The 23,097-nt window shown below is 44.0% G+C and carries 20 protein-coding genes; 8 read left to right on the forward strand and 12 right to left on the reverse strand.

Translation table 11 applies throughout. The features are described 5' to 3' along the window. Both AWH66_RS11580 and AWH66_RS11585 read left to right on the forward strand, forming a co-directional pair. Nucleotides 1–1,152: a multidrug effflux MFS transporter gene (locus AWH66_RS11580; protein WP_063603096.1), complete on the forward strand. Its 1,152-nt coding sequence runs from the start codon at nt 1–3 to the stop codon at nt 1,150–1,152. 489 nt (nt 1,153–1,641) lie between these two features. Then, complete coding sequence (locus AWH66_RS11585) at nt 1,642–2,706, forward strand: porin (RefSeq protein ID WP_063603097.1); 1,065 nt, start codon at nt 1,642–1,644, stop codon at nt 2,704–2,706. Nucleotides 2,707–2,737: 31 nt separating this feature from the next. Here the strand turns inward: AWH66_RS11585 and AWH66_RS11590 are convergent, their stop codons facing one another. Further along, nucleotides 2,738–3,613 (reverse strand): LysR family transcriptional regulator, encoded by an 876-nt coding sequence (locus AWH66_RS11590; protein ID WP_063603098.1) that lies wholly within the window; start codon nt 3,611–3,613, stop codon nt 2,738–2,740. A 101-nt stretch (nt 3,614–3,714) separates the two neighbouring features. On the opposite strand from AWH66_RS11590, the gene AWH66_RS11595 reads away from it, so the two are divergent. After that, on the forward strand, nt 3,715–4,680 hold the full coding sequence (locus AWH66_RS11595; protein ID WP_063603099.1) for a nitrilase family protein: 966 nt from the start codon (nt 3,715–3,717) through the stop codon (nt 4,678–4,680). A 455-nt stretch (nt 4,681–5,135) separates the two neighbouring features. On the opposite strand, the gene AWH66_RS11600 is transcribed toward AWH66_RS11595, so the two are convergent. Together AWH66_RS11600 and AWH66_RS11605 are read right to left on the reverse strand one after the other, a co-directional pair. Further along, nucleotides 5,136–6,047 (reverse strand): DUF808 domain-containing protein, encoded by a 912-nt coding sequence (locus AWH66_RS11600; RefSeq protein WP_063603100.1) that lies wholly within the window; start codon nt 6,045–6,047, stop codon nt 5,136–5,138. A gap of 107 nt (nt 6,048–6,154) precedes the next feature. Further along, nucleotides 6,155–6,871, reverse strand: coding sequence for a GntR family transcriptional regulator (locus AWH66_RS11605; protein ID WP_063603101.1), 717 nt, complete (start codon nt 6,869–6,871; stop codon nt 6,155–6,157). A 305-nt stretch (nt 6,872–7,176) separates the two neighbouring features. Here AWH66_RS11605 and AWH66_RS11610 point away from each other — a divergent pair, with 305 nt between their 5' ends. From AWH66_RS11610 to AWH66_RS11630, 5 genes are all read left to right on the forward strand, one after another. Further along, nucleotides 7,177–8,097, forward strand: coding sequence for a siderophore ABC transporter substrate-binding protein (locus AWH66_RS11610; protein ID WP_063603102.1), 921 nt, complete (start codon nt 7,177–7,179; stop codon nt 8,095–8,097). A gap of 92 nt (nt 8,098–8,189) precedes the next feature. After that, nucleotides 8,190–9,143, forward strand: a complete 954-nt coding sequence (locus tag AWH66_RS11615; RefSeq protein ID WP_063603703.1) for an ABC transporter permease — start codon at nt 8,190–8,192, stop codon at nt 9,141–9,143. Beyond that, a complete protein-coding gene (locus AWH66_RS11620) occupies nt 9,136–10,086 on the forward strand; it encodes an iron chelate uptake ABC transporter family permease subunit (RefSeq protein WP_063603103.1) in 951 nt (316 codons plus the stop codon). Before AWH66_RS11615 ends, AWH66_RS11620 begins: the two co-directional genes overlap by 8 nt. A 10-nt stretch (nt 10,087–10,096) precedes the next feature. Continuing rightward, a complete protein-coding gene (locus AWH66_RS11625; RefSeq protein ID WP_063603104.1) occupies nt 10,097–10,858 on the forward strand; it encodes an iron ABC transporter ATP-binding protein in 762 nt (253 codons plus the stop codon). Between the two features lie 217 nt (nt 10,859–11,075). Continuing rightward, nucleotides 11,076–11,759 carry a DUF1868 domain-containing protein gene (locus AWH66_RS11630; protein ID WP_063603105.1) on the forward strand — a complete coding sequence of 228 codons (684 nt, stop codon included), beginning with the start codon at nt 11,076–11,078 and terminating at the stop codon, nt 11,757–11,759. A gap of 60 nt (nt 11,760–11,819) precedes the next feature. On the opposite strand, the gene AWH66_RS11635 is transcribed toward AWH66_RS11630, so the two are convergent. The 9 genes from AWH66_RS11635 to AWH66_RS11675 form a co-directional block, all read right to left on the reverse strand. Beyond that, nucleotides 11,820–13,157 carry a glycosyltransferase family 4 protein gene (locus tag AWH66_RS11635; RefSeq protein ID WP_063603106.1) on the reverse strand — a complete coding sequence of 446 codons (1,338 nt, stop codon included), beginning with the start codon at nt 13,155–13,157 and terminating at the stop codon, nt 11,820–11,822. Then, nucleotides 13,154–14,755, reverse strand: coding sequence for a hypothetical protein (locus AWH66_RS11640; RefSeq protein ID WP_063603107.1), 1,602 nt, complete (start codon nt 14,753–14,755; stop codon nt 13,154–13,156). The genes AWH66_RS11635 and AWH66_RS11640 overlap by 4 nt, the downstream gene beginning before the upstream one ends. Nucleotides 14,756–14,785: 30 nt before the next feature. Continuing rightward, nucleotides 14,786–15,886: an ROK family transcriptional regulator gene (locus tag AWH66_RS11645; protein ID WP_063603108.1), complete on the reverse strand. Its 1,101-nt coding sequence runs from the start codon at nt 15,884–15,886 to the stop codon at nt 14,786–14,788. 117 nt (nt 15,887–16,003) lie between these two features. Next, on the reverse strand, nt 16,004–17,119 hold the full coding sequence (locus AWH66_RS11650; RefSeq protein ID WP_063603109.1) for an extracellular solute-binding protein: 1,116 nt from the start codon (nt 17,117–17,119) through the stop codon (nt 16,004–16,006). 39 nt (nt 17,120–17,158) lie between these two features. Continuing rightward, a complete protein-coding gene (locus AWH66_RS11655; protein ID WP_063603110.1) occupies nt 17,159–18,043 on the reverse strand; it encodes an ABC transporter permease in 885 nt (294 codons plus the stop codon). Next, on the reverse strand, nt 18,043–18,909 hold the full coding sequence (locus AWH66_RS11660) for an ABC transporter permease (RefSeq protein ID WP_038227318.1): 867 nt from the start codon (nt 18,907–18,909) through the stop codon (nt 18,043–18,045). Before AWH66_RS11660 ends, AWH66_RS11655 begins: the two co-directional genes overlap by 1 nt. After that, nucleotides 18,902–19,972 carry an ABC transporter ATP-binding protein gene (locus tag AWH66_RS11665; protein ID WP_063603111.1) on the reverse strand — a complete coding sequence of 357 codons (1,071 nt, stop codon included), beginning with the start codon at nt 19,970–19,972 and terminating at the stop codon, nt 18,902–18,904. Before AWH66_RS11665 ends, AWH66_RS11660 begins: the two co-directional genes overlap by 8 nt. Before the next feature lie 263 nt (nt 19,973–20,235). Then, nucleotides 20,236–21,597: a phosphomannomutase CpsG gene (gene cpsG / locus AWH66_RS11670; protein WP_063603112.1), complete on the reverse strand. Its 1,362-nt coding sequence runs from the start codon at nt 21,595–21,597 to the stop codon at nt 20,236–20,238. 9 nt (nt 21,598–21,606) lie between these two features. Beyond that, on the reverse strand, nt 21,607–22,947 hold the full coding sequence (locus AWH66_RS11675) for a glycosyltransferase family 4 protein (protein ID WP_063603113.1): 1,341 nt from the start codon (nt 22,945–22,947) through the stop codon (nt 21,607–21,609). Between the last annotated feature and the right edge of the window lie 150 nt (nt 22,948–23,097).

The raw sequence follows: 23,097 nt of genomic DNA on the forward strand, positions 1-23,097 counted from the left end.
ATGATTCAACAAACGAAATATGGGGAAACAGCACACCCCCCTTTGTGGCTAATGGTGCTACTTATTATGTTTCCTCAAATTGTTGAAACTATCTACAGCCCAGCGCTAGGAGATATTGGACAACATTTTGGGGTGGGTGATAGCCTCGCGGCAGCAACCATTGCAACGTATTTTTATGCATTTGCGATAGGAGTTGTGGCATGGGGTATTCTGTCTGATGTCTTAGGACGTCGAGCAAGTATGCTATTGGGCTTAACAACCTACGCTATTGGGGTTTTTGCGGCGACATTCGTAACATCGTTCGAGATGCTGTTGGTCGCTCGCGCTATTAGTGCTTTTGGTGCAGCAGCAGGTTCAGTGGTCACACAAACCATGTTGCGCGATAAATTCTCCGGCGAGGAATTAGGGAAAGTACTTTCTTTAATGGGGATGGGCATCGCCATTAGTCCTGTTGTTGGTATGTTCGTAGGCGGGCAGCTCACCCACTTAGGCGGGCACACCTACGTATTTTGGGCGCTATGCTTATTGGCGGTGATATTGCTTGGTAATAGTGCATTGCGATTGCCAGAAACTCGCGGCCAAGAGTCGCGCGAAGCGTCGTTAATCCAGACGGCTAAAAAGATGCTGCTTGATAAACATATCTGGGTATCGGCACTATTGGTCGCTGGTTTTAATATTGTGGTATTCAACTATTACCAGATTGGCCCATTTTTATTTCGTGAACTGGGTTTTGACGCTCAACAGTTCGGATACTCAGGTGCGGTCTTGGCGCTTGGAACGTTTTTAGGCAGCTCTATCAACAAACTGCTTCTTAGCAAAGGGAAAGCCTCGGCATCGTTAATCAAATTGGCTGTTACTTTATCCACCTTAGGCTCTCTAGGTGTCTACATGATGCAAGACAGCCTATGGTTCTTACTGCCTATGATGGTCGTGGTTATGGCGTTTGGTGTCGGTATTCCTAATGTGTTAAGTCAAGCGTTAGTGAACTATAAACAAGCGGTTGGTAGTGCGAGTGCGATTTTAGGTCTGCTGTACTACATACTGATTGCTGTTGGATTATCGGCATCAAGTGCAGTGGCTAACTTAGGGGAGACGCTTATTATGATATCAATAGTCATGGTGTTAGTGCTCTTTTCAGTCAATAAGAAATAACACTATCCTAAACGCTACGTCCAGATCATATCTAGGTCATGTAAATACTACTTAATAGGGTAAAGCGGTGCCTTAAGGCGAGTTATGATAAACGGGAACTTGATATGAGTGCACAGATATCTATTAATATTTCAATTGCCGAAAATGAGATTATCGATATCAATCTATCGTCTATAAAGCTATAAGTTGTTTCAAATATAATACATCTGTAAAGCAACAACGGTGAATACTTTGGGTATATTACGGTTAGGTATAGATTAACATGATGCTGATTTTATTCCTCCACTGTTTATTGGGTCATCCAAAGAGTTTACGTACTGTTATCACACGACTAATCAATTAGCACGGATGTTGAATAATAGTACATATTGCTTATACACCTATATAACCCTCTACCAATAGGATTGATTGGTAATTATAGTGCAAAGGATTGCTCTCTTTCCTTATTGTGGGTTCTTTATATTCAGCAACTGTCAAACTGAGAAATACATGAAAAAAACGACGATTTGTACCCTAGTTTCGATTGTACTCGCATCATCCTATGTAAATGCAGCAGAGGTATATAGTGATGAAACGACTTCTATTAAAGTAGATGGTCGTATTGAAGTACGAGGAAATATTTCAGATGCTAACAAGAGCGAATTTGGTGACAATGCATTTAAAGATGCATCACGAGTTCGTTTGAATATTGAAGGTATGGAGAAAGTATCGGACAGTGTTAGCTTGCTAGCTCGATATGAATTTGAGATGTCAGAGATTGCGCCGGGGCAATATGATACAAGCGGCATCAATACTCGTCACTTGTATGCAGGTGTACAAACAGGCTTTGGTACTGTAACTTATGGCCATCAAAACAACGCATCCACAATGTTAACTGATTGGACTGATCTGGCTGAAACTTTTTCTGGTTACGTAAACGAGTATTCTGTTGCTAGTGCTGACCGCGCTAATGGCGTACTAGCTTATCGTCTTGGCTTAGATTCAAAGTTCGACTTTGCTGCTTCGATCAATATAGATTCTGAACATCAAAATAGTAGCATTGGTTCGGTAAATACTAGTACTGGTGATGTTGCAGAATATACGGGATACAGTGCAACAGGTTCGTATGCGATTACTGATAGTATTAGTTTAGGTTTGGGTTATATGTCATCTACTCAGGTTGAAGACTCAAACTCATATTCTGATTCAGGTTTGATTGCTGCAAAATATAAAGCAAATGGCATTAATATAGCGGCTATGTTAATGTCTGGTGAAATTGCTGATAATGGCGATACATACGGTTTGTATGGTAGTTCAGACTTCACTGCTTACGACTTATATGTAGGGTACACATTTGGCAAAAATAATATTAACTTAACGCGTAGCTATTTTGATGTCGATAACGAAGCATTTAGAGAGCTAAATGTGGATTTTATAGCAGTAGAATATGCTCGTTATATTAATAACTCCTCTTTGTATGTGTCCTATAAAATTAATCAACTAGGTGAAGACGAAGGTGGTATCTTAGACAATAATGAAAATGAACTACAGTTCGGTTTCAGGTATATGTTCTAAGTGAATGATGAAAAAAGGTTTAGTGAGCGCACTAAACCTTTTTATTGTGCTCTAGAGTCTTTAGCAGGTTTATATATCGATCTCTAGCTGGGTTATTGAACTTAGGATTCCATGTAACACCTATATCCCATTGATAATCAGAAGCTGATATGGGAATAAAATGAATAGTACTGTCTATTAATGCTTTAGCACTTTCAGGAACAATGGCAAATCCAATATTGGCTTTAACCAATGACAGCAGCGTCAAGATATCATCGGCAAATTGGCTTGGTCTTAACTGCCAATTTAGTTCCGTAGCAACCTTTGATATCTGTTGGTGTAACCCCATCCCTCGCTCTGGTCTCAATGCTAAGTAGGGAAGGGAAGCAAATATAGACGTCAGTGACGACTCGCTATGGCTGTGGTTGATCGCTACGCAAAGCCGATCACTGGAGAGTGTGATTGAAGACAGGCTGCTTTCACATGGTAGGCGCGAGTAAGCGATGTGCAGTTCGCCTGACAAGAGTTGCTCCGTCTGGGTCTGGGAGGGGAGATCGTTGAGTGTGACATGGACATCGCTAAAACGTTGCTTGAACTCAGAGATATGCCGAGGCGCAATGTCAAAGCTCGAAATACCAAAGCCAATATTAAGATAACCAGATTGTCCGGTAGCTACTTGGTTGGATAATTGATCAAACTTCTCTGCACTCGCAATAACCCGTTTCGCCTCGGGGAGCAGGCATTCTCCAACAATGGACAATTTCGTCCCACCTCGATTGCGGTCAAATAGGGTCGCACCAATATCACTTTCTAGTCGATATATTTTTTTCGTCAACGCCGACTGAGTAATAAACAGTGCCTCAGCAGCACTACGATAGGTATCGCTACGAGCCAAGGTAACAAACGCTTTTAGGAGATCGATATTCATGATTCCAAATGGTAATCAAATGGTGATTTAAATTCATTATACGGAATCAAAGGCATTTTTTACACTGTGACTTCACTGTTGATCTCTCATAAGGAGAAAGTATGAAGTCGGTAAAAGTAGCCTCCGTTCAGTTCAATCATAAGGCGGGAGATAAAACTACCAATCTAGCTAGCGTAGAGGAATTTGTGACTCGAGCCGCTGCTCAGAAGGTGGATATCATCAGTTTTCCCGAAATGTGCATTACTGGTTACTGGCACGTGTCAGCGCTTACTCGTGACGAGATTGTTGAACTGTCAGAACCTGTACCATCCGGCGATACAATCCAAGCACTGCTTGCACTATCACAACGCCATAATATGAGTATTGGCGCCGGATTGATTGAAGAGAATGAGTGCGGTCAGTTATACAACACCTACGTGTTTGTTATGCCAAACGGTGTGGTTCAAAAGCACAGAAAGCTGCATACATTTGTCAGCCCCTATATAAGTAGTGGTGATGAATATACGGTGTTTGACACTCCTCACGGCTGTAAGGTTGGGATCCTGATTTGTTGGGACAACAACTTGGTTGAAAACGTGCGAATAACGGCATTAAAAGGTGCGGACATTTTAATTGCGCCCCATCAAACAGGAGGTTGCGACTCTCGAAGTCCAAATGCTATGGGGCTGATTGATCCACAGCTTTGGCATAATCGACATCAAGATCCACAGACCATCTTCAATGAAATGCAAGGTAAGAAAGGCCGTGCTTGGCTAATGCGCTGGTTGCCTGCTAGAGCTCATGACAATGGATTATTTGTAGTTTTCAGTAATGGCGTTGGTGTGGACATGAATGAAGTGCGCACGGGGCACGCGATGATTCTCAATCCTTACGGTGAAGTGATTACTGAGTCAAAAAGTCTTGATGACGACATGGTTGTCGCTGTACTGGATGGTCAGGAATTAGAAATGTGCACTGGCCGTCGCTGGATTCGCGGTCGCAGACCAGACCTATACCAAGAACTAGCCGAAAAGCAGGGAAATGAGCTCGATCCTTATCATGCGAGATTCTCGCGAGATAAGACCTGAACCTGTTCTAAACACCAAATTGAATAATATTTCGAGAATTGGTCGTCTTTTTTGATTTTGCTTCGTCTTATTAAGAGAATCAAAACAGAACAGTTGAGAAATATGTTTCAGATTAAACCTGCTACCTTGACTATCGATGGTCAAACGACAGTCATTGGTGCCTCAGAAAAGAACTTAGTGGAATTAGCGAACAGAGTAGGGGTAAGGATCCCCGCGCCATGTTTGAAAAATAAGCGCAAGCATGGCTGATGTAAAGCGTGTTTGGTTGAAGTGGATGGCCAGCAAACTTATGCCTGTTCAAGTCAGCCTAAGTCGAATACAGAAGTGATAGTTAAGCGTCGAGACCTCGACCAAATCCGAAAAGCGTCGCTGCAAAATTTCAAGCGGCAAGTGAAGTCGGGTGATACGTCATCATGCGGTTGTAGCTGTTAGTCAGCTACAACCTCAGTCAATTGTTAAGAAGCGGCGGCTTTAAGTTTGCCGATTACGCTAAATACAGCTACAACAATGAGGCCTGCGATGATACCGATAACGCCGTTGAGCAGAGCTGGGATAATGGCTTGAGCAACGGATAGGTTGGGAATATCCATGATGATAGGTTCAATAAGATGGTGAATAGCGGGTACGTTATGGACAACAATACCGCCGCCCACTAAGAACATAGCCGCAGTACCAACGATAGTGAGCGTGCGCATCAGTTTAGGGGCAAAGGCAATCAATCCTCTACCAATGCTGGATAATAGTCCTTTTCCTTGAGACTTTCGTTCTAAGTAAAAACCTAAATCGTCGAGCTTAACAATACCCGCAACCAGTCCATATACCCCGATAGTCATTAAAACGGCAATCAGACTAACCACCATGATTTGGATGCTGGTGGACTGTCCTTGGACCGTCCCTAAAGCAATAACAATAATCTCCGCTGATAGGATAAAGTCAGTGCGAATCGCGCCGGCAATTTTCTTTTTCTCGTATTCCTCAACGGAGTCACCACCAAGATCCGGTGTCGCTTGATCATCGGCTTGCTCTTTACTGTGGAACAGCTTTTCCAAAATCTTCTCTGCACCTTCGTAGCAGAGAAACAGCCCACCAAGCAGCAATAATGGATTGATCAGCCAAGGAGCAATAAAACTGATAATGAGTGCGGCGGGCACAAGAATGCACTTGTTCTTAAAGGATCCTTTAGCAACGGACCACACAACAGGAATTTCACGTTCGGCGGAAACGCCAGAGACTTGATGGGCATTAAGGGCGAGATCGTCACCCAATACTCCAGCGGTTTTCTTTGCCGCTACTTTTGATAGCAGCGCGACATCGTCCAATACCGCAGTAATATCATCGAGAAGAGTTAATAGACTCAAGCCAGCCATAAGCGTTACCTGTTTGCGAAAAAGTCGTCATACCTGTAAGCAAATGTAACACTAATTAGGACTTTAACAAGCCAGCAAGCAAATGTCGGTGTTCAACCAGATAAATCTTACAGTTTCACAAAGTTAGTGGCGAACTTGTAACCTTCCCATCGATGCTTCACATTGGAGTACTCAAAAATCTCGCCATTATCGAGGTAAACAATTTGCTCAACATTGACTAGAGGTTCGCCGAGTTTTATGTCCAACTCAGTGGCATAGATCTCATTGGCTTTCACAACAGTGATTTCCATCGTAGAACTATGGATCTTCAAGCCTAGTGTGTCAGTAATGTAGCTATAAATGGAGTCCTGAGCATGCTCGCGCTTCAAACCTTGAATGACATTGATAGGCATATAGGTCTCTTCAACTGCAACCGGTGTACTATCAATAATGCGTACACGCGTTGTTTTGTAAACCATGTCCTCAAGATCGCAATTCAATCTTTCAGCTAAGAAGGTATCCGCAGGAACGACGGCAAACTCCAATACTTTGGTCGTTAACGATTGACCACTTTCTTGAACGTTGGCTTTGGTGCCATAGAGATGCTTATAGCCGGAGTTACCAAGAGGGCGTTTAACATACGAGCCAGAACCTCTCTTTCTTACTACTAAACCGTCAGTGACAAGAATATCGAGTGCTTTCTTAATGGTGAGCTCACTACATCCGAACTCAACCGCCAACTCACTACCACCAGGTAATTTTTGGTTAGTTGTATACTGTCCAGAGAGAATTCTCTCCTTAATCGCCTGATAGATATCAGAATACTTAGCTTTGGTGGTGGACATAGTGAATAGATTCTCGCAACATGATGAACATTCCTCATACTAAGCCAAAAAATCCACTATTAAAAACAATATGGTTATGTTTGTTAAATTATATTGTTATTGATCGTGATTTCTTCTTTTTTGCCCCAATATTACCAGCCTGATTTATTACTATCGCAAGCTATCTCCTCGTTGTAAAACTAGGCATTTCTTTGCGCTACAACAATAAAAATACGATTGGGTATGAAAATGATATTGATTACCATTTGATATCAAGTGATAATGATTCCGTTTAATATAACCATAAATTATATAAGGAAATCAGAATGAGTCAGTCTATGAGTTTCATCAAGCGTGTTGCGCTGACATTAACGGCTAGCTTCGCTATGGTTGCGAACGCAAGTGCCGTGACTATTCAGCACTTTAAAGGTACGTCGGAGTTTGATGAAACCCCTAAGCGAGTAGTAGTATTGGGTAACGGTAGCCTTGATGTTCTAGACCGTATAGGCGTACAACCGGTTGGCGCTCCACATTCCTTGCTTCCAGACTATTTAGCGAAATACAAAGCGTCGACGGGGAATACTGGCTCAGTAGGCGAACCTGATTTTGAGGCCATCTTTACCCTAAAACCTGATGTGATCATTGCCGAAAATCGTATGCTTCGCGTTTACGATGAGTTAAATAAAATTGCGCCAACAGTGATGTTCTATGTTGATAACGGTGAATATTGGCAAGATACCCAAGCAAACTGGCGTATGCTTGGCGAATTGTTTGACAAGGAAGCGGAAGCAGAAGCGTTGATCGCAGAGACTCAAGCTCAATTTGATAAAACTGCGTCAGTGGTTTCTAAGCAAGATTTGAACGCTCTAATGTTAATGAACAACGGTAACAACGTGGCGATGTTCAACAAGGGTAGCCGCTTCTCAATTGTATTTGATGACTTTGGTTTCGGTGAATCAACCAGCCAAAGCGTTGCGCCAATCCAAGGCTCTCACGGTAACTTGATCTCATTTGAGTATGTGGCAGATGCAAAGCCTGAAGTTATCTTCATTTTAGACCGTGAGCAAGCCATTGGTCGCAGTGTAGGTAAAGCGAAAGAGCTATTTAACAATCCTCTAGTGAACTCAACGCCTGCGGCGCAAAACAAAAAAATCGTCTATATCAATCCAAATGCGTGGTATATCTCAGGTGGTGGTGTAACCGCGACACAGACCATGATTGCTGATATCGACAAAGCTCTGAACTAATTAAAGTATTCAAAAAAGTCTCTCTTGGTTCGCTAAGAGAGACTTTTCTAATTCTTGTTGTTAATTACTGGCCATCATCACTTTCAATGACCATCCATAAATATATTCTTGCAAGCACATTACTGGTCGCATTAGCGATAAGTTCCCTCGTGCTCGGCGCAGCTCACGTTTCCGTAGCGGACTTGTTCCGTGGCGATGAACATGCTTATTCCATCTATGTTGTCAGTCGAGTTCCGCGACTACTCGCAATAATTCTGGCTGGTGCTGGCCTTAGTGTTGCGGGTCTTATCATGCAACAGATCGTGCAAAACCGGTTCGCTTCTCCCTCAACGACAGGCACTATCGATTGCGCGCTTTTAGGTTACGTTGCTGGGCTTATCTTTTTAGGCAGTGCCAGTCAGTGGATGCACCTCAGCGTTATATTCCTTTTTGCCGTTGCAGGTACACTGCTCTTTGTAAAATTCTTGCAACGATTGCAGTTCAAGAATGCCGTCCTCGTGCCTCTTATCGGTATTATGTACGGCAATGTAATATCCGCACTGACAACCTTCATTGCCTATAAGTATGACCTAGTGCAGACCATGTCTTCATGGACGGTGGCTAACTTTGCGAGTGTGCTGCAAGGGAATTATGAAATCCTGTATCTTGCAGTTCCAGCATGCGTACTGGCGTATTTCTATGCACGTCAGTTTAGCGCGGCTAGTGTCGGTGAGAGTTTCGCTAAGAATATAGGTCTCGATTACCAAAAAATCGTTTTCATTGGCGTTATTTTGGTGGCGGTGAGCTCATCAACAGTGGTAATGATTGTTGGTGTGATTCCATTCTTAGGGCTGATCGTACCGAACATTGTCTCTCTGTTTATGGGGGACAACATGAAACGCATTCTACCTTGGACGGCGTATTGGGGCGTTATTCTGGTTCTCGCCTGTGACATCTTAGGCCGCTTAATTATTTTCCCTTACGAAATGCCTATCTCGATGATCATCAGTATTTTCGGTGGTGCTGTGTTTATTTATCTGGTGTTGAGAGATAAAGCCAATGCGTGATTCGTTGAAAGTAACCCTAATTATCGCAGGTTGTTTGGCGATCATTGCGTGGTTTATTGGACAGGGACTGACTGCGGATAACTACCAGTTTTTCTTGTCTCGTCGTATTCCTAAAGTATTGGCCATTGTTCTGGCGGCCGTTGCGATTTCAGCATCGTCTTTGGTATTCCAAACCATTACCAATAACCGCATTTTAACGCCATCCATACTCGGGTTTGATAGCTTGTATCTTATGGTACAGGTGCTAATGGTGGTGATTCTAGGCAGTACTAGCTTTTGGGTTATCCATGCGATGAGCAACTTTATGTTGTCCACTGCAGTGATGATTGGTTTTTCACTGTTGTTGTTCCATTTCTATTTCAAACGCCAGGATAGCAATGTGTTTACCTTATTGCTCATTGGTATTGTCTGCGGAAGTTTGTTCAGCAGCGTCACAGGTTTCTTGACGATGTTGGTTGATCCAAATGAGTTTGCTTCCATCCAGAGTTCTATGTTCGCGAGCTTTAATAACGTCAACGCTAAGTTGGTGTACTGGAGTTTGATTCCACTGTCTCTCTGTCTGGCGATTCTGTTCTACTATGCTCCGAAATTGGATGTGTTGTGGTTAGGCATTGATAATGCGACCAGTTTGGGTGTTAACACCAAACAGCTTACTCAGCGCATTATGATCTTGATTACAATTATGATCGCGATTTCAACGGCGCTGGTGGGTCCTGTACTGTTCTTCGGACTTATTACAGTGAGTCTGACTCGAGAAATGTTCAATCACTACCAGCATCGCTTTCTTATTATCGCGAGCAGTTTACTCGCGGTATTACTGTTAGTTAGCGGTCAATGGTTCGTAGAAAAAGTTCTCGCATTCGAAACCACGATCAGCGTGATTATTAACCTCGTAGGTGGTTCTTACTTCCTGTTCTTACTACTAAGAAACAGAATTAATTAAGGGTAATGAAGTGATTAAGTTAACTGGTCTAAGTAAAAAGTACGGGAAGACATTTGTCGTTAAGGATGCCGATGCACTATTTCCTAAAGGTGAAGTGACGTCAATTATTGGCCCAAATGGTGCCGGTAAAAGTACTCTACTGTCTATGGCAAGTCGCCTCACGGAGAGTGATGCGGGTGAAGTTGTGATTGGAAACAGGTTGCTCGCTCAGTGGGACACCAAAGAACTGGCTAAACACTTAGCGGTACTGCGCCAATCAAACAACATCAACATGCGCTTCACGATCCGAGAGTTGGTCTCTTTTGGTCGCTTTCCACATTCTCAAGGTCGACTAACGGATGAAGATAATAAAATTATCGATAAAGCACTAGGGCATTTAGGTATTGAAGAGATCCAAAATAAATACCTCGACCAACTCAGTGGCGGTCAGCGTCAAATGGCGTTTATCGCTATGGTTGTCGCTCAGGACACAGACTACGTGTTCCTTGATGAACCGTTAAACAACCTAGATATTAAACACTCTGTAGAGATCATGCATACGCTGCGTAGACTGGCTCATGAATTCAACAAAGCTGTAGTAATTGTGATTCATGATATCAACTTTGCATCCTGTTACTCGGACAACATTGTGGCGATGAAAAAGGGAAAGGTGGTTAAATCGGGTAAAGTCGAAGAAGTAGTGCAGCAAGAGATTATGGAATCCATCTACGAGATCCCATTTGATATCCGTGACGTAGATGGTCGTCGAGTGTGTTTGTACTTCAATAGTTGATCGAGCACGATGTAAAGTCTTACCGTGGTAACGAAATACAAGAATTCAAAGCGTCCCATTTGGGGCGCTTTTTTAGTATTCACAATATGGATTGCCTAGTGCATTGACACGGAATTATGCAGCGCTCACAAAATTACCACGATGACAGCAATTAAATTAACCTGGTTAATTTAATTGCTGTAGAATGTGTCAATAGAAACAATTTGGAGAGAACTCTATGAATTATGCTCCGTCTGTCGGTGTCAAATTTAATGAGGACGGCACCGTTCGCCGATTCCCTGGCAACACCTTCCTTTGTCACGTTGATAAAACCAGCCCGGTATACCAAGAAGTGTTATGGGCACAGCAGCAGTTAAAAGCGATGAAGTGCGCAACTAACTATGCCTTCTTGCCAGAAGCTAGTATGCATATGACGGTTATTGAAGGTCTGTGCGATCAGATTCGAGAGACGACACACTGGAGCTCAAAGTTGGCCGCAGATGTGAATATTGAATCGGCGACAGAAAGCTTCCAAGCTTGGTTACAAGAGGCTGCTGCGACACCTAACTTCAAAATGAAGTTTGATTACGTGTACAACAGTCGTTCGGGTGGAACCGTATTAAGGCTTAAGCCTGCGAACGACGAAACTAAGTCTGCACTAAAAGCGTGTCGTGATAGTTTGAGTGAACTGACGGGTATTCGTCACCCAACGCATGATGAGTACCATTTTCATATTACGCTAAGTTACAAAGTTATTAATCTTGATGAAGAGCAGCAAGCCGAATTAGAGCAAACTTGCCAGCGTATTGAAGAAAGGCTCAATCAGTCTTTTGGAGTGCTTACTCATGGCGCGGTGGAGTTCTGTGTCTTTGAGGACATGTTTGAGTTCAAGCCAGTAAAACTGTTGCCGTTAGAAAAGTAACTTACTGACATATAATAAAAAACGGAGTCGATCGACTCCGTTTTTTCATCCCACCTAAACTCAATTGAAGACCTTGCTTAGAATTTCGCCAAGTGCTCGATAAGACAAATGCGTTTGCCCAATAACAAAGTTGTCATTCATTGCTTTCTGGCGGTACTCAGCATCAAATAGATATTGTTTGGTTTGCTCAGCAGCCAGTGATAATTGTTCATCAGATATCGTGGCTAAGCCTTGTGAATCCCACAAATGGTTCTCTCCAAGATCGATGATATTGAAGTTGAACTGCGCAATATCGGTTTCATAAACGGGATAGCGATAAACAACTTGTGGTACTTTAGCCACTAACCCTTCTAAGAACTGATTACCCCAACCTTCAAGCCAGCTTGGGTAGGTAACAATATCCGCATGAACATAAGCGTCCCAGAGGGAATAGCATTTTTCGCCGTTTATTTCACAACGGCTATGTTCGATATAATCATTGATAAACAGCATCTGCACATTGTTTTGATCTGCTTTTTGCTTCAGCTTATCAAAGTACTCTTGCTCTTCGTTCATACCTGCAAGAACAAGGACAATTTGACTCTCTTTAGTGATGGTTTTGCCGTTGTAAAGTGCTTGTCCAACCCAGTTTGGCAGTTGCTGATTGAGTTTCGCAATCAGGTCAATCGCCAGCTCAATGCCTTTGCGTGCAACGATACGAGTGGCCTGTAGAAAGACGATGTCGTTATCGTTTAGTCCGACTTTCTGTTTCAAGTCTCGGTTATAGTCGTCAAGACACCAATGACTGTTGTCGAAATCAAACACATTGGGGACGACAGTGGCATGCTTGCCAGTTTTTTTCTTGAGTGACTCAAAAGCAATCTGATTGATTACGCAGTGTTGGTCTGCGTCGCGACGTGGAGGAAAGTATTCGTCTAATATGTCTTGGATTTCTTGGTACACGGGTTTAGCGAATTTTTCGCGTTCCCAGTGAAAATCGTGATGGTGATTGACGACTTTAACATGAGTATTGCGAATGGCTTTCTCTAATCCAATTGCGGCAGCGAGGCTGTGTCCGACTGCGAAGATATTATTAGGAACGATAATATCTATTTCAAGGTCTCGAATGATAGCCGTTACTGCGTGCTCAATATCATCAGCTTGAGTGTGGATGGCAGTGAGTAGGTCATCTGAGCTAGCGAAAAATTTAGGCTCAATAAAAGCGTCGTGGGTAACTTTAGCGTTCAATTCATCTTCATAACGAAGTGTTTTGACACAAGAAGCACTAACATTTCCAGCACTGCCTGCCAGATAGAAAACCTCGTGCCCCTGCTGCTCTAATGCCCACTTCCATTTATCCATTTCTAGCGAAACACCGTCGGTTTCGCCAACACGATAGTGCGTTAGTAGTATTCTCATGCGTTATTGAGTTCCAAGATGACCGTTGAATATAAGTTGAGGCCTTGAGGATCGTTTCCTGGAGCGTTTCTACCTCCGGCCGCAACGCGGTTAAGTAAATCCATAGTGGGTGCTTCAGTGGTGCTTGTTTTTGCGGCGTACACTTTCATCGCCGAGCCACCGTCGATGGCAATAGCGTTAATGACAGACTCACCTTCGAAAAAGTCGAGATCAGGCTGTGATAAACGTTGAACAAGGTTGGCAACATCGACGATGTTGGCACCGATACTCATCTCGTGTCGACCGTCAAACAACAGGTAACCAATGTGGTTTTCGGTTTCAATAAATAGACCAGAAGGTTCTCGGATAAGCGCATCGAAATTGTTGGTTTCTTTTCCTGAACGTGATAGAGGAGAATCGGTGTTGGCGACAGTATCTAGTGCGGCTTCTGCTTGCATTGCGGATACTGTAGGACCAGTTGGAACCAGCGATTGTCCATCAATAACAGAAGGAACTAGACCACCTAAAATCTGTTTATAGTCGCAAAGGTCAATCTCGTTTGCGACAGGGATAACCTGAACCGCTTGTCCGACTTGAGGTGTCTCAGAGAACAGCGATTCAAAATATCCCTCCTCAATGGATATTAGCGTTCCGAAAGAAGGAAGAGGGCATGTGCCATTCCATATCGCGACAACCTCTTCGAATGGTTTAATGCCATCGCCTTGATTGGCTAGAAACAGGTTCACTCTTCCTTCTAACTCAAGCATTGGAGAGAACTCAACTAGGTCGCCTTGGTGCTTCATCGGAAACTTCACATTAAACAGAGCGACATCGTGCTGTGAAAGTGACTCTAGCGACGGGTTAAAGCAATCAACGTCAAAGTTTGTTCCGCCAATAGTGACGTTAAATTGGCGAAAAGTCAGAGATGGAACGATCTGCACATTGCCTGCACGATCTATGGCAACAGCGGCATCATGGGCGCTTGGGAAACCAGCAGTTTCAACCTTGCCATTTTCATCTGAGAAATAGTAGAAACCTAGGTATGACAGCACTTCTGGCAGTTGATGGTCTGGATTTGGAAAGCGGCGTCTGTGTGACCAAATATGGTCTCCGATATTAAGCTCTTTAGTCATAAAGTAGCCAAGGTTACCAATCAACCCATCCAGATTGTTTTCTGATTCAAGTCGATCTCTCAGGTCCTCTAGCTTATTGCCCTTGAAGTGATAGCCAATGCGCGCTTTATCGATGTCTGCTTGTGGTGCTAACACTAGAGAAACGGATGTAGAACACAGTGAACGAGGCTCGCTAATTAGCTCGTAATCCGAGGCGCTAGGAAGTTGCGCAGCGTCAAGCTGCGGCATTGCAAAATGCGCTCTTTTTACCTTTAAAGATGGCTTTTCATGCTTTAACTGTTGGTATCGTTGTGCCAGTCCTTGTTCAAAGTCGGGCTCAACACAACCGTGTAAAGGGTTGCCTTTCGGGCCATGTTTAATTTCATAGCCAGGCACCACGGATGGGTTGAAGTAACGATTTGGCTCGATATCAATAGGCTCCCAACATTGGGAATTCATGCTTGTGACGTTGTTAGAGACTCGCTCTGGAAAACATTTGGTGTTCATGGTTGTTGTTCTTATTTCGTGCTAGTTGTTTTAGTAAGCGAGGTTGTATAGAGGCAGCATAGCCGCACCTGTAGCTGCAATTTTGTCACCGGAAATGGCCGCCGGAACAATGTTAGGCATGGCTTCATCAGGTTCGAGATACTGTTGAATGGATGCGATGGCAGCAAGGTGTAGTTCTTCGACTAATTGTGGAGGTAACAAACCGCCAATGATGATCTCGTTTGGATCGCAAATAGAACGAATAGCTTGTAGCGCAGACGTTAGTTGCAACTGGGCATTGCTTTTCCATTCGACCACTTTTTCTGGTTTCTTTTCTAACAAAGTGGCAAGCGTATCGGCTCGGTGAGCGCTGGGAGCCGATAGCCCAAGCTTGTCATACAGACAAGAAAGAGAAGGGCGGTTATCACGTTCAGGGAACAGTTTACCAATACGACCGGCGTTGCCTCTAGCACCACGGTAGACTTCACCTTCAAAGAAATGACCACCGCCAATACCGTAACCAAGATACAGGTAGAAAAAGTTTGCATCAGTACTTCGTCGAGAGCGTACCGATTCTCCCAAAGCTGCGGCAATACCGTCGTTCTCAATCCAACACGGTAAGTTGAATTTGGCTTCCACTGCGGCTTTGATGTCGATCTGTTCCCATGCTTTAAGGTGAGGAGGCATGGTGAGGGTGTTCGACCCTTTATTAAAGTTGCAACTGGTCGTGACACCAACCCCAATTAACTTTGAGAACTCACTGCCAAAGGCAACAGAAGTGACGTCGATAAGGCTGGATAGTTCTTCGAGTGCGCTATTAGGGTCGGCATAGATACCATGAATAGCTTTAGAGAAAATGGCTTCTCCTTCAAGGTCTACCAATTCAATGCTGATTTTTTCCAGCTCTATGTTTACCCCTAAGCTATAGGCTGCCTGAGGGTTAATACCTAGCTCAATACCAGGTTGACCTCTGCCCCCTTGCTGCTTACCAGTGACGACAATTAGACCTTCATCAAGCATCTTCTTGGTGATCTTTGTAATGGCCGCAGGCGTTAAACCACTGGCCTCAGCAAGCGCTGCTCGTGTGGTTGGGGCTTGTTGACGGATCAATGCAAGAATTGAACGCTGTGTGTCTGTTCCGAAATCTATCAATGGTGTTTCCTTAACTGAAAATCTCTTTCTATTTGATTTGAAAGCTAAATCAATGACATACATTGACACATTTAACCTTCAAACCAAATAGGCCCGGCCAAAGACCGGGCAAAAATGTTACATAAGTACGTTTTGGACGAACGCTTTCTTCGCTTCTGTCGCGTACTCAGAAGTGAAGAACTCTGAGCTGTATGCGCGTTGAGCATTATCGATGAGAGCGTTGGAGTCGTCAGCATCTGGGTGTTGTGGCGATGCACCAAATGTTGTGTTTAGCCCCGTTTGTGCTTTTGCAGAAGTAATCCAATGAATGAATACCGCTGCTGCTGCTTTGTTCTTAGCATTTTTCGGCATCAGGATGATGTTACCGCCACCTGGCATACCGAACTCTGGGATGTAGAACTTGATACGTTTAGTGATCGCCCCTTTCTTCTGAAGACCAGCTAGATGATCTTCCCATGCTGGTGCCATAGAGATTTCGCCATCATTGATGCGTGTTAAGCTGTCTGCATTTGAAGCGGTAATAACGATGTTGTCTTGGTTACCTTCAAACCACTCCCACGTTTTTGACCAAGTAGGAATTACAGACTTGTCCATTTCATTTTGGAAGTAGACATCGTTGTTGCCTGATGCATAGTAAATTGCACGTTGAATGAAGGCATTACCTGCACCGCCTTTGTTTGGATCGTTCACACCAAACTGCTGTTTATGTTCTTTGATCCAAGTTGTCAGGTCATCGAAAGACTGTGGCAGGTTGTTTTCATCGACTCGAGTTGGGTCATAAGCAAAACCTGTCTGGTTGCCCCAGAACGCATAGGCATAACCTTGAGTGTCGACACCAACAAGATTAGTTCTTAACTTTTCGCTACCCGGAATAATATCGGTTAGTGGACCATAAACGACGTTGCTTTGCAGTAGCATTGGCAGTTTCACAGTATCGAGTGCCATCACGTCGATGCTGCCTTGGTCGCGGCGTGCTTCAGCAAGTAGCTTATTGCGGTTACCTGATTCGTTACCTTCTGGCACGCGAACTTTAATGCCGTACTCTTTTTCAAATTCTTTGAAGAATTTTCTGAATTCAGGCTGTAGATACCAGATGTAAGCGTTCACCATTTTTTCTTGTTTCGCTTGCTCGACAATTTCATCCCATGTCATGTCGTTTAGGTCATAAGCCAGTGCATTGGTAGAAAGACCTGCAAGTGCAGTCATGGCTGCGGTTAGAACTAATTTTTTCATAAATCCATTCTCTTAATATCTTTATAGTTGTAGGTACAGTTAGGCTTTTCCGGTAGAGTCCGCCAGATAGTTGCCTTTAAGCAAACGCTCGATAATGAGCATCAAAATTACGTTTGGAATCACAAGGATGAGTGATACCACCGCCGCGTTTGGACGGATGAATGAGTAACCTAAGTAGGAATACAGGATGGTCGGTACGGTGACATAATCCGGTGATCCCAGAACAAAGGCGATGTTGAATTCTTCAATACTGATTACCAGGCAGAAGATCAACGATGCCAATAAGCCTGGTTTTAGCATTGGCAGATACGCGTGTTTAAACGTTGTCCAAGGGCTACCACCTAAGTCACGGCTTGCCTCAATAAGATCTTGAGGAACGCTTTTGAAACTGGCTGACAAAATACGGATAGCATAAGGCAAAGCCAGTACCGTATGGCCAATCACAATGCCAAGGTAGGCGTTAGACAAATTAAGGTTGATCAGCATCGAACTAAAGAAGACACCGATGATCATGCCCGGCATAACAAGCGGTAGAAGTGTGACAACTTCTGCTACGCGTTTACCCGGGAAATCTTTGCGACCTAGAGCATAAGCCGTTGGGAGCGCCAGTAATACGGTTAGAAAGGCAACCGCAGGTGCAATTGAGTAACTGTTGGTTAGCGCTTCCACTAAACCTGAGTTTTCCCACATGTCTGTCCAACGTCCGAAAGACATCACAGGTGGAAGAACATCTGGATAACTCCAAGGATGTTCTGGATCTACGAGGGACCAAATCAGCGCCATGATAAATGGCACACCTAGCCAGAAGAAGTTGACCGCAAGAAACAGTCCAATAGCGATTTTGTTGATCAGTTTGCCATTTGCCGTTCTGATTTTCGGCAGCTTACGGCGTGGTGCTTTTGCTGTTGAAGCGAGTGCAGTCATTATTTCAGCTTCCCTTTCTTAGTGGCTAGTGGGGCAGTCAGTAGAGAGATAGCCAGTGAGGCGATCACAGCGGTCACCATGATGATGACGGCCACAACAGCACCTTTATTCCATTCCATAAACTCTGTTGAGGTAATGTGCATTAGCATAGATAGCGAGTAAGTGTTCTTAGGACCCGCAATCGAGTAGAACGAGTAGTCCCCCAGAGCACCGATGAAAATTAGAATCAAAGAGACTTGCAGTGCTGGTATAGATAATGGGAACACAATGCCAGTGAAGCGACGCCATGCGTTTGCACCAAGATCGGAGGCGGCATCGAGAACATCGTTTCGAATCGAGTTCACCGCGCCCGCTAGTAGAATCATTGCAAACGGTAGCTGTTTCCAGATTTGAAGAATGATAACGCCCCAACCGAAGTTGTCGTTTTGCATACGGATCGGTTTTTCAGTAATGCCAAGCCACATCAAACCTTGGTTAACCACACCATGGTACGAAATCACGTTAACCAACAAGAATGCGGCAACCAAGCCCGGAATGAACATAGGAGCACGCAATAGACCCGTAATAGTGGTTGAACCGGTAAAGGGTTTACGTAGCCAAAGCACAAGCGGGTAGGCCAGAGACACTGCGCCTAGAGCGCCAATGACTGATACTTTAATAGAGTAAATCAGTGACTTGTGAAGTGTTGGGTCAGCAAGTGCATCACGCCAAAATTCAGTGGAGAAGCCACTCTCTCCCATCATGTTGTGAAAACCAAAGCTCTGGGCAACTACCATGTAAAACGTTGAACCCATCAAAAGTAAGATGGTGCCAACGCCAGGTAATAGCATGAGCCAGGTTTTCCAGTGGGTGCGTAGACTAGTCATGCGGCACCTCTTCAAGGAACCTAATGCCAGTCTTAGGCAAACTGAATGTTAACTGGTTATCTTGGAACTTAGGCTGTTTTGGTAGTTGAATACGCATTTCTAGTGGAACGTCATTAAGTGATTCCACTAGAAGGTCGGTGACATTACCCATGAAAGCCATTTGATTGACACGTACTTGGAAGCGGTTGATATCGCTATCTTCAGCTAAGCGAGCGTCTTCTGGTCGCCAACAAACAAAAATATTGTCTGATTTTGGTGGCTCATCAGATTCAACGATGAAATCACCAATTTCTGTTGTGACCGAATAAGTGTTGGCTTGCTCTGTCTTGTTTACTTGTGCGGGTAGAATGTTAGCGGCACCAATAAAGTCAGCAACGAAGCGGTTTGCAGGACGATAGTAGATGTCTTCCGGGGTACCAATCTGTTCGATACGACCACGATTAAGGACAACGATCTTGTCAGACATGGCTAGTGCTTCTGCCTGATCGTGTGTCACGTAGATAGCAGTGAGATTGTAGCGTTTTTGAAGTTCGCGGATCTCAAAACGAACTGACTCTCTTAATTTCGCATCTAGGTTAGATAATGGCTCGTCGAATAGGATGACAGCAGGTCGAGTCACCATCGCGCGAGCAAGTGCGACACGTTGTTGTTGTCCACCTGACAATTCGCTTGGCATTTTATGAGAATGTTCACCCAGATCGACCTGTGCGACGGCTTCTTGAACGCGCTCAATTTGTTCTGCTTTTGCCACGCCTTTTTGGTTCAAGCCGAAGGCAATGTTGTGCTCTACACTCAGGTGAGGAAAAAGCGCGTAAGATTGAAAACACATAGAGGTATTGCGCTTTTCTGGAGAAACATTAGTGATATTTTCATCGCCAATTAGAATTTCACCAGAATCGGGAGTATGGAAACCACCGATCATTTTTAACAGCGTTGTTTTGCCGCAGCCAGAAGGCCCAAGAAGAGTGACCATCTCTCCCTCTTCCGCCACAAAGCTAATGTCTTTAGATGCGACAAAATCATCAAAATTTTTACAGATATTTTTTAGTTCTAATCGGGACATTGAGTTGCATTCCGTTTCAGTAGAAGTTTGCACAGATTTGGAGTCTAGCGCTTCATTATTGCAATTATATTAACTAAGTTAATTTAATTGATCTGTGAAAGTGGTCACGTGATAAGCGTTATTGACGGATTTACTGATGATAAAGGTTTGATAGTGTGATCTGACGCATGGAAATACTCAAATTAGATTAATTTGGTTAATTTAATTGAGATGTTTTTGAGGAAAGGATATGGGAGAGGGAGCGGTCACCCCCTCTCCGAAGGCTAGCCAAGCAGATCGAGAATCTGCTGAGTTTTTGAAGACATCAATTCGGTATTGTGTCGTGACTCGACGTTCAGTCGTACCACTGGTTCAGTATTAGAGGTACGTAAGTTGAAGCGCCAGTCGCTAAACTCCATGCTGAGACCATCGGTATAGTCGACAACAAGGGCTTCTTGTTCAAAAGTTTGTTGAACGCGCTTGATGGCAGCTTGTGGATCTTGCAGTTTGGCGTTGATTTCGCCCGAAGATGGGAACGCGACAATACGATCGGCAACCAACTTAGAAAGCGGCTGCTGCTTCACACAAAGAAGCTCGCTGACAAGCAGCCAAGGGATCATTCCACTGTCACAGTAGGCAAAATCTTTGAAGTAATGGTGCGCACTCATTTCGCCGCCATACACCGCATCTTCCAAACGCATACGCTCTTTGATGAAAGCATGTCCCGTTTTCGACATTATCGGAGTACCGTGATTCTCCGTGACGATGTCGATGGTATTCCAAGTTAAGCGAGGATCGTGGATGATTCGAGCATTTGGATTCTTCTGTAAGAACGCTTCTGCTAATAGACCCACGATGTAGTAGCCTTCGATGAACTCACCTTGCTCGTCAAACAGGAAGCAACGGTCAAAATCACCATCCCATGCAATACCCATATCAGCACCGTGCTTTACAACCGCTTCAGAAGTGGCCGCACGGTTTTCAGGAAGCAGTGGATTAGGAATGCCGTTTGGGAAACTAGAGTCAGGTTGGTGATGGACTTTGATAAATTCGATGGCAATGCCCAACTTGGCGAATTTTGCTTCCAGATCGTCAATAACATGACCTGCAGCGCCATTGCCTGAATTTACTACCAGCTTAAGTGGCTTGATGTTGCTCGGCGTAATGTAACTAAGCAAATGCTCGGTGTATTCATCAAGGTTAGACAGCTTCTTGTATTGTCCAACTTGAGCAATTGACTCAAAGTCATTTTGTTCAGCAAGTTGTTTGATGTCGTTCAAACCAGTATCACCACTGATTGGCTTACCGTTATCTCGAACCAGTTTCATCCCATTGTAGTTAATAGGATTGTGGCTTGCGGTGACTTCGATTCCGCCATCTACGTCCAGTGACTGAGTCGCAAAGTAAATCTCTTCTGTACCTGTCATACCGATATCAACAACATCGGAACCTGCATCCATAATGCCGCGCGCCAAGGCGAGTTTAAGACTTTCTGATGTCTCACGAACATCGCCACCCACAACTACGGTTTTAGGTTTTAGAAATTGCGCATATGCTCTGCCAATGCGGTAGGCAATATCCTCGTTGAGTTCGTCTCCCAACTTGCCGCGAATGTCATAAGCTTTAAAACAGCTGAGTGCTTTCATGACTAGACCTTATCCTTGAAAAATGTCCGAAAGCATCGCTTTTAATGCGCTATAAGACAAGTGCTTTTCGCCAATGTCATAGTTTTGTTGCATACGGGATGTTCTCAAATCAGCATCAAACAGATACTCAAGCGTTGAATTGACGGCGCCGTTTAACGTTTCTGGAGCGATAAGAGCGAGTCCTGATTCATCCACCTGATGGTCATTGCCAAGGTCGATAATGTTAAATTGGTAATCGGCAATATCTAAGTCAAATACAGGATAACGATAAACTACCATAGGGATTTTAGCGACAAGGCCTTCTAGAAATTGATTTCCCCAACCTTCTAGCAAACTAGGGTAGGTGATGATGTCTGCGTGTGAGTAGACGTCCCACAAAGAATAGACTTTTTGCCCCTCTTTCTCACCGCGAGAGTGACCTACCCAATCATTGATAAACAGTAATTCCACATTGCAGGCTTTGGCTTTATTCGTCAATAAGTCAAGATAGCTGTCTTCTTCACACATTCCCGCAAACATAAGGATTAAGCGACTGTCTGTGGTAAATGTTTCTCCGTTATAGAGCGTTTTTCCAACAAGCCTTTCACGCTGTTTGCTCATGGCATTAATCAAGTCGATTGCCAGTTCGATGCCTTTTCTTGCCACAATACGTGTTGCTTGCAGGAACAAAATATCATTTGTGCCGACACCGAATCGTGCTCGCAGATCTTGATTGTATTCATCAACTTTCCAATCGCTGCCCTGAAAATCGAACACATTGGGCACCACCGTAGAGTCGGTGTCGCGGCGTTTTTTAAGTTCTGTTTGCGCAATACGGTTGATCACACAGTGCTCAACCAGCGGATGTTTAGGAGGAAACAGGGTGTTGAGCAGTTGCTGAATGCCTGGAGACGTTGGGTTTGAGTATTTAACACGTTCCCAATGAAAATCATGATGATGACAAATTACACGAGTCTGAGTGGCTTCGACCGCTTTCATAATGCCGAGTGCTGCTGGTAAGTGATAGCCAAGCGACAGCATGTTATTTGGGACAATAATGTCAATATCTCGTTGATCGATAACCTTGATGATACCTGCGGCAATGTCATTGGCTCGATGTTCAATGGCGTCTAACAAAACCGATTCTGATGAGTAATCATCGCGACTCACATAAGCGTTTTGGATAATTTTGTCGTTGAATGGCTCTAAATAATGTAACTCTGGCACGAGATCAGCGTCTGTACTACCCGAACTCCCCGCTAGATAGAAAACCTTATGTCCCAAGCTCTCCAGAGCCCATTTCCATTTGTCCATCTCAAGAGATACGCCATCAGTTTCGCCTACACGAAAGTGTGCAAGGAGGATATTCATGTTTCACTTTCCCTATAATTTCTGAATGTGGTTGGACGTAATTTAGAGGATTATATAAATGGATATAATGATAGCTTTACAAATTAGTGATCGAATTCACGATAATCCAAAACCGGTTTTGGTTGTCTGGGAAAATGAGACTTGGCTCAA

It is taken from the genome of Vibrio barjaei, from assembly GCF_001639065.2.
Taxonomy (GTDB): Bacteria; Pseudomonadota; Gammaproteobacteria; order Enterobacterales; family Vibrionaceae; genus Vibrio; species Vibrio barjaei.

Excerpts from the sequence above, each read along its gene's own strand:
- AWH66_RS11580 (WP_063603096.1), top strand. The coding sequence starts at position 1 with ATGATTCAACAAACGAAATATGGGGAAACAGCACACCCCCCTTTGTGG.
- AWH66_RS11585 (WP_063603097.1), top strand. The coding sequence starts at position 1,642 with ATGAAAAAAACGACGATTTGTACCCTAGTTTCGATTGTACTCGCATCA.
- AWH66_RS11590 (WP_063603098.1), bottom strand. The coding sequence starts at position 3,613 with ATGAATATCGATCTCCTAAAAGCGTTTGTTACCTTGGCTCGTAGCGAT.
- AWH66_RS11595 (WP_063603099.1), top strand. The coding sequence starts at position 3,715 with ATGAAGTCGGTAAAAGTAGCCTCCGTTCAGTTCAATCATAAGGCGGGA.
- AWH66_RS11600 (WP_063603100.1), bottom strand. The coding sequence starts at position 6,047 with ATGGCTGGCTTGAGTCTATTAACTCTTCTCGATGATATTACTGCGGTA.
- AWH66_RS11605 (WP_063603101.1), bottom strand. The coding sequence starts at position 6,871 with ATGTCCACCACCAAAGCTAAGTATTCTGATATCTATCAGGCGATTAAG.
- AWH66_RS11610 (WP_063603102.1), top strand. The coding sequence starts at position 7,177 with ATGAGTCAGTCTATGAGTTTCATCAAGCGTGTTGCGCTGACATTAACG.
- AWH66_RS11620 (WP_063603103.1), top strand. The coding sequence starts at position 9,136 with ATGCGTGATTCGTTGAAAGTAACCCTAATTATCGCAGGTTGTTTGGCG.
- AWH66_RS11630 (WP_063603105.1), top strand. The coding sequence starts at position 11,076 with ATGAATTATGCTCCGTCTGTCGGTGTCAAATTTAATGAGGACGGCACC.
- AWH66_RS11635 (WP_063603106.1), bottom strand. The coding sequence starts at position 13,157 with ATGAGAATACTACTAACGCACTATCGTGTTGGCGAAACCGACGGTGTT.
- AWH66_RS11640 (WP_063603107.1), bottom strand. The coding sequence starts at position 14,755 with ATGAACACCAAATGTTTTCCAGAGCGAGTCTCTAACAACGTCACAAGC.
- AWH66_RS11650 (WP_063603109.1), bottom strand. The coding sequence starts at position 17,119 with ATGAAAAAATTAGTTCTAACCGCAGCCATGACTGCACTTGCAGGTCTT.
- AWH66_RS11655 (WP_063603110.1), bottom strand. The coding sequence starts at position 18,043 with ATGACTGCACTCGCTTCAACAGCAAAAGCACCACGCCGTAAGCTGCCG.
- AWH66_RS11660 (WP_038227318.1), bottom strand. The coding sequence starts at position 18,909 with ATGACTAGTCTACGCACCCACTGGAAAACCTGGCTCATGCTATTACCT.
- AWH66_RS11665 (WP_063603111.1), bottom strand. The coding sequence starts at position 19,972 with ATGTCCCGATTAGAACTAAAAAATATCTGTAAAAATTTTGATGATTTT.
- cpsG (WP_063603112.1), bottom strand. The coding sequence starts at position 21,597 with ATGAAAGCACTCAGCTGTTTTAAAGCTTATGACATTCGCGGCAAGTTG.
- AWH66_RS11675 (WP_063603113.1), bottom strand. The coding sequence starts at position 22,947 with ATGAATATCCTCCTTGCACACTTTCGTGTAGGCGAAACTGATGGCGTA.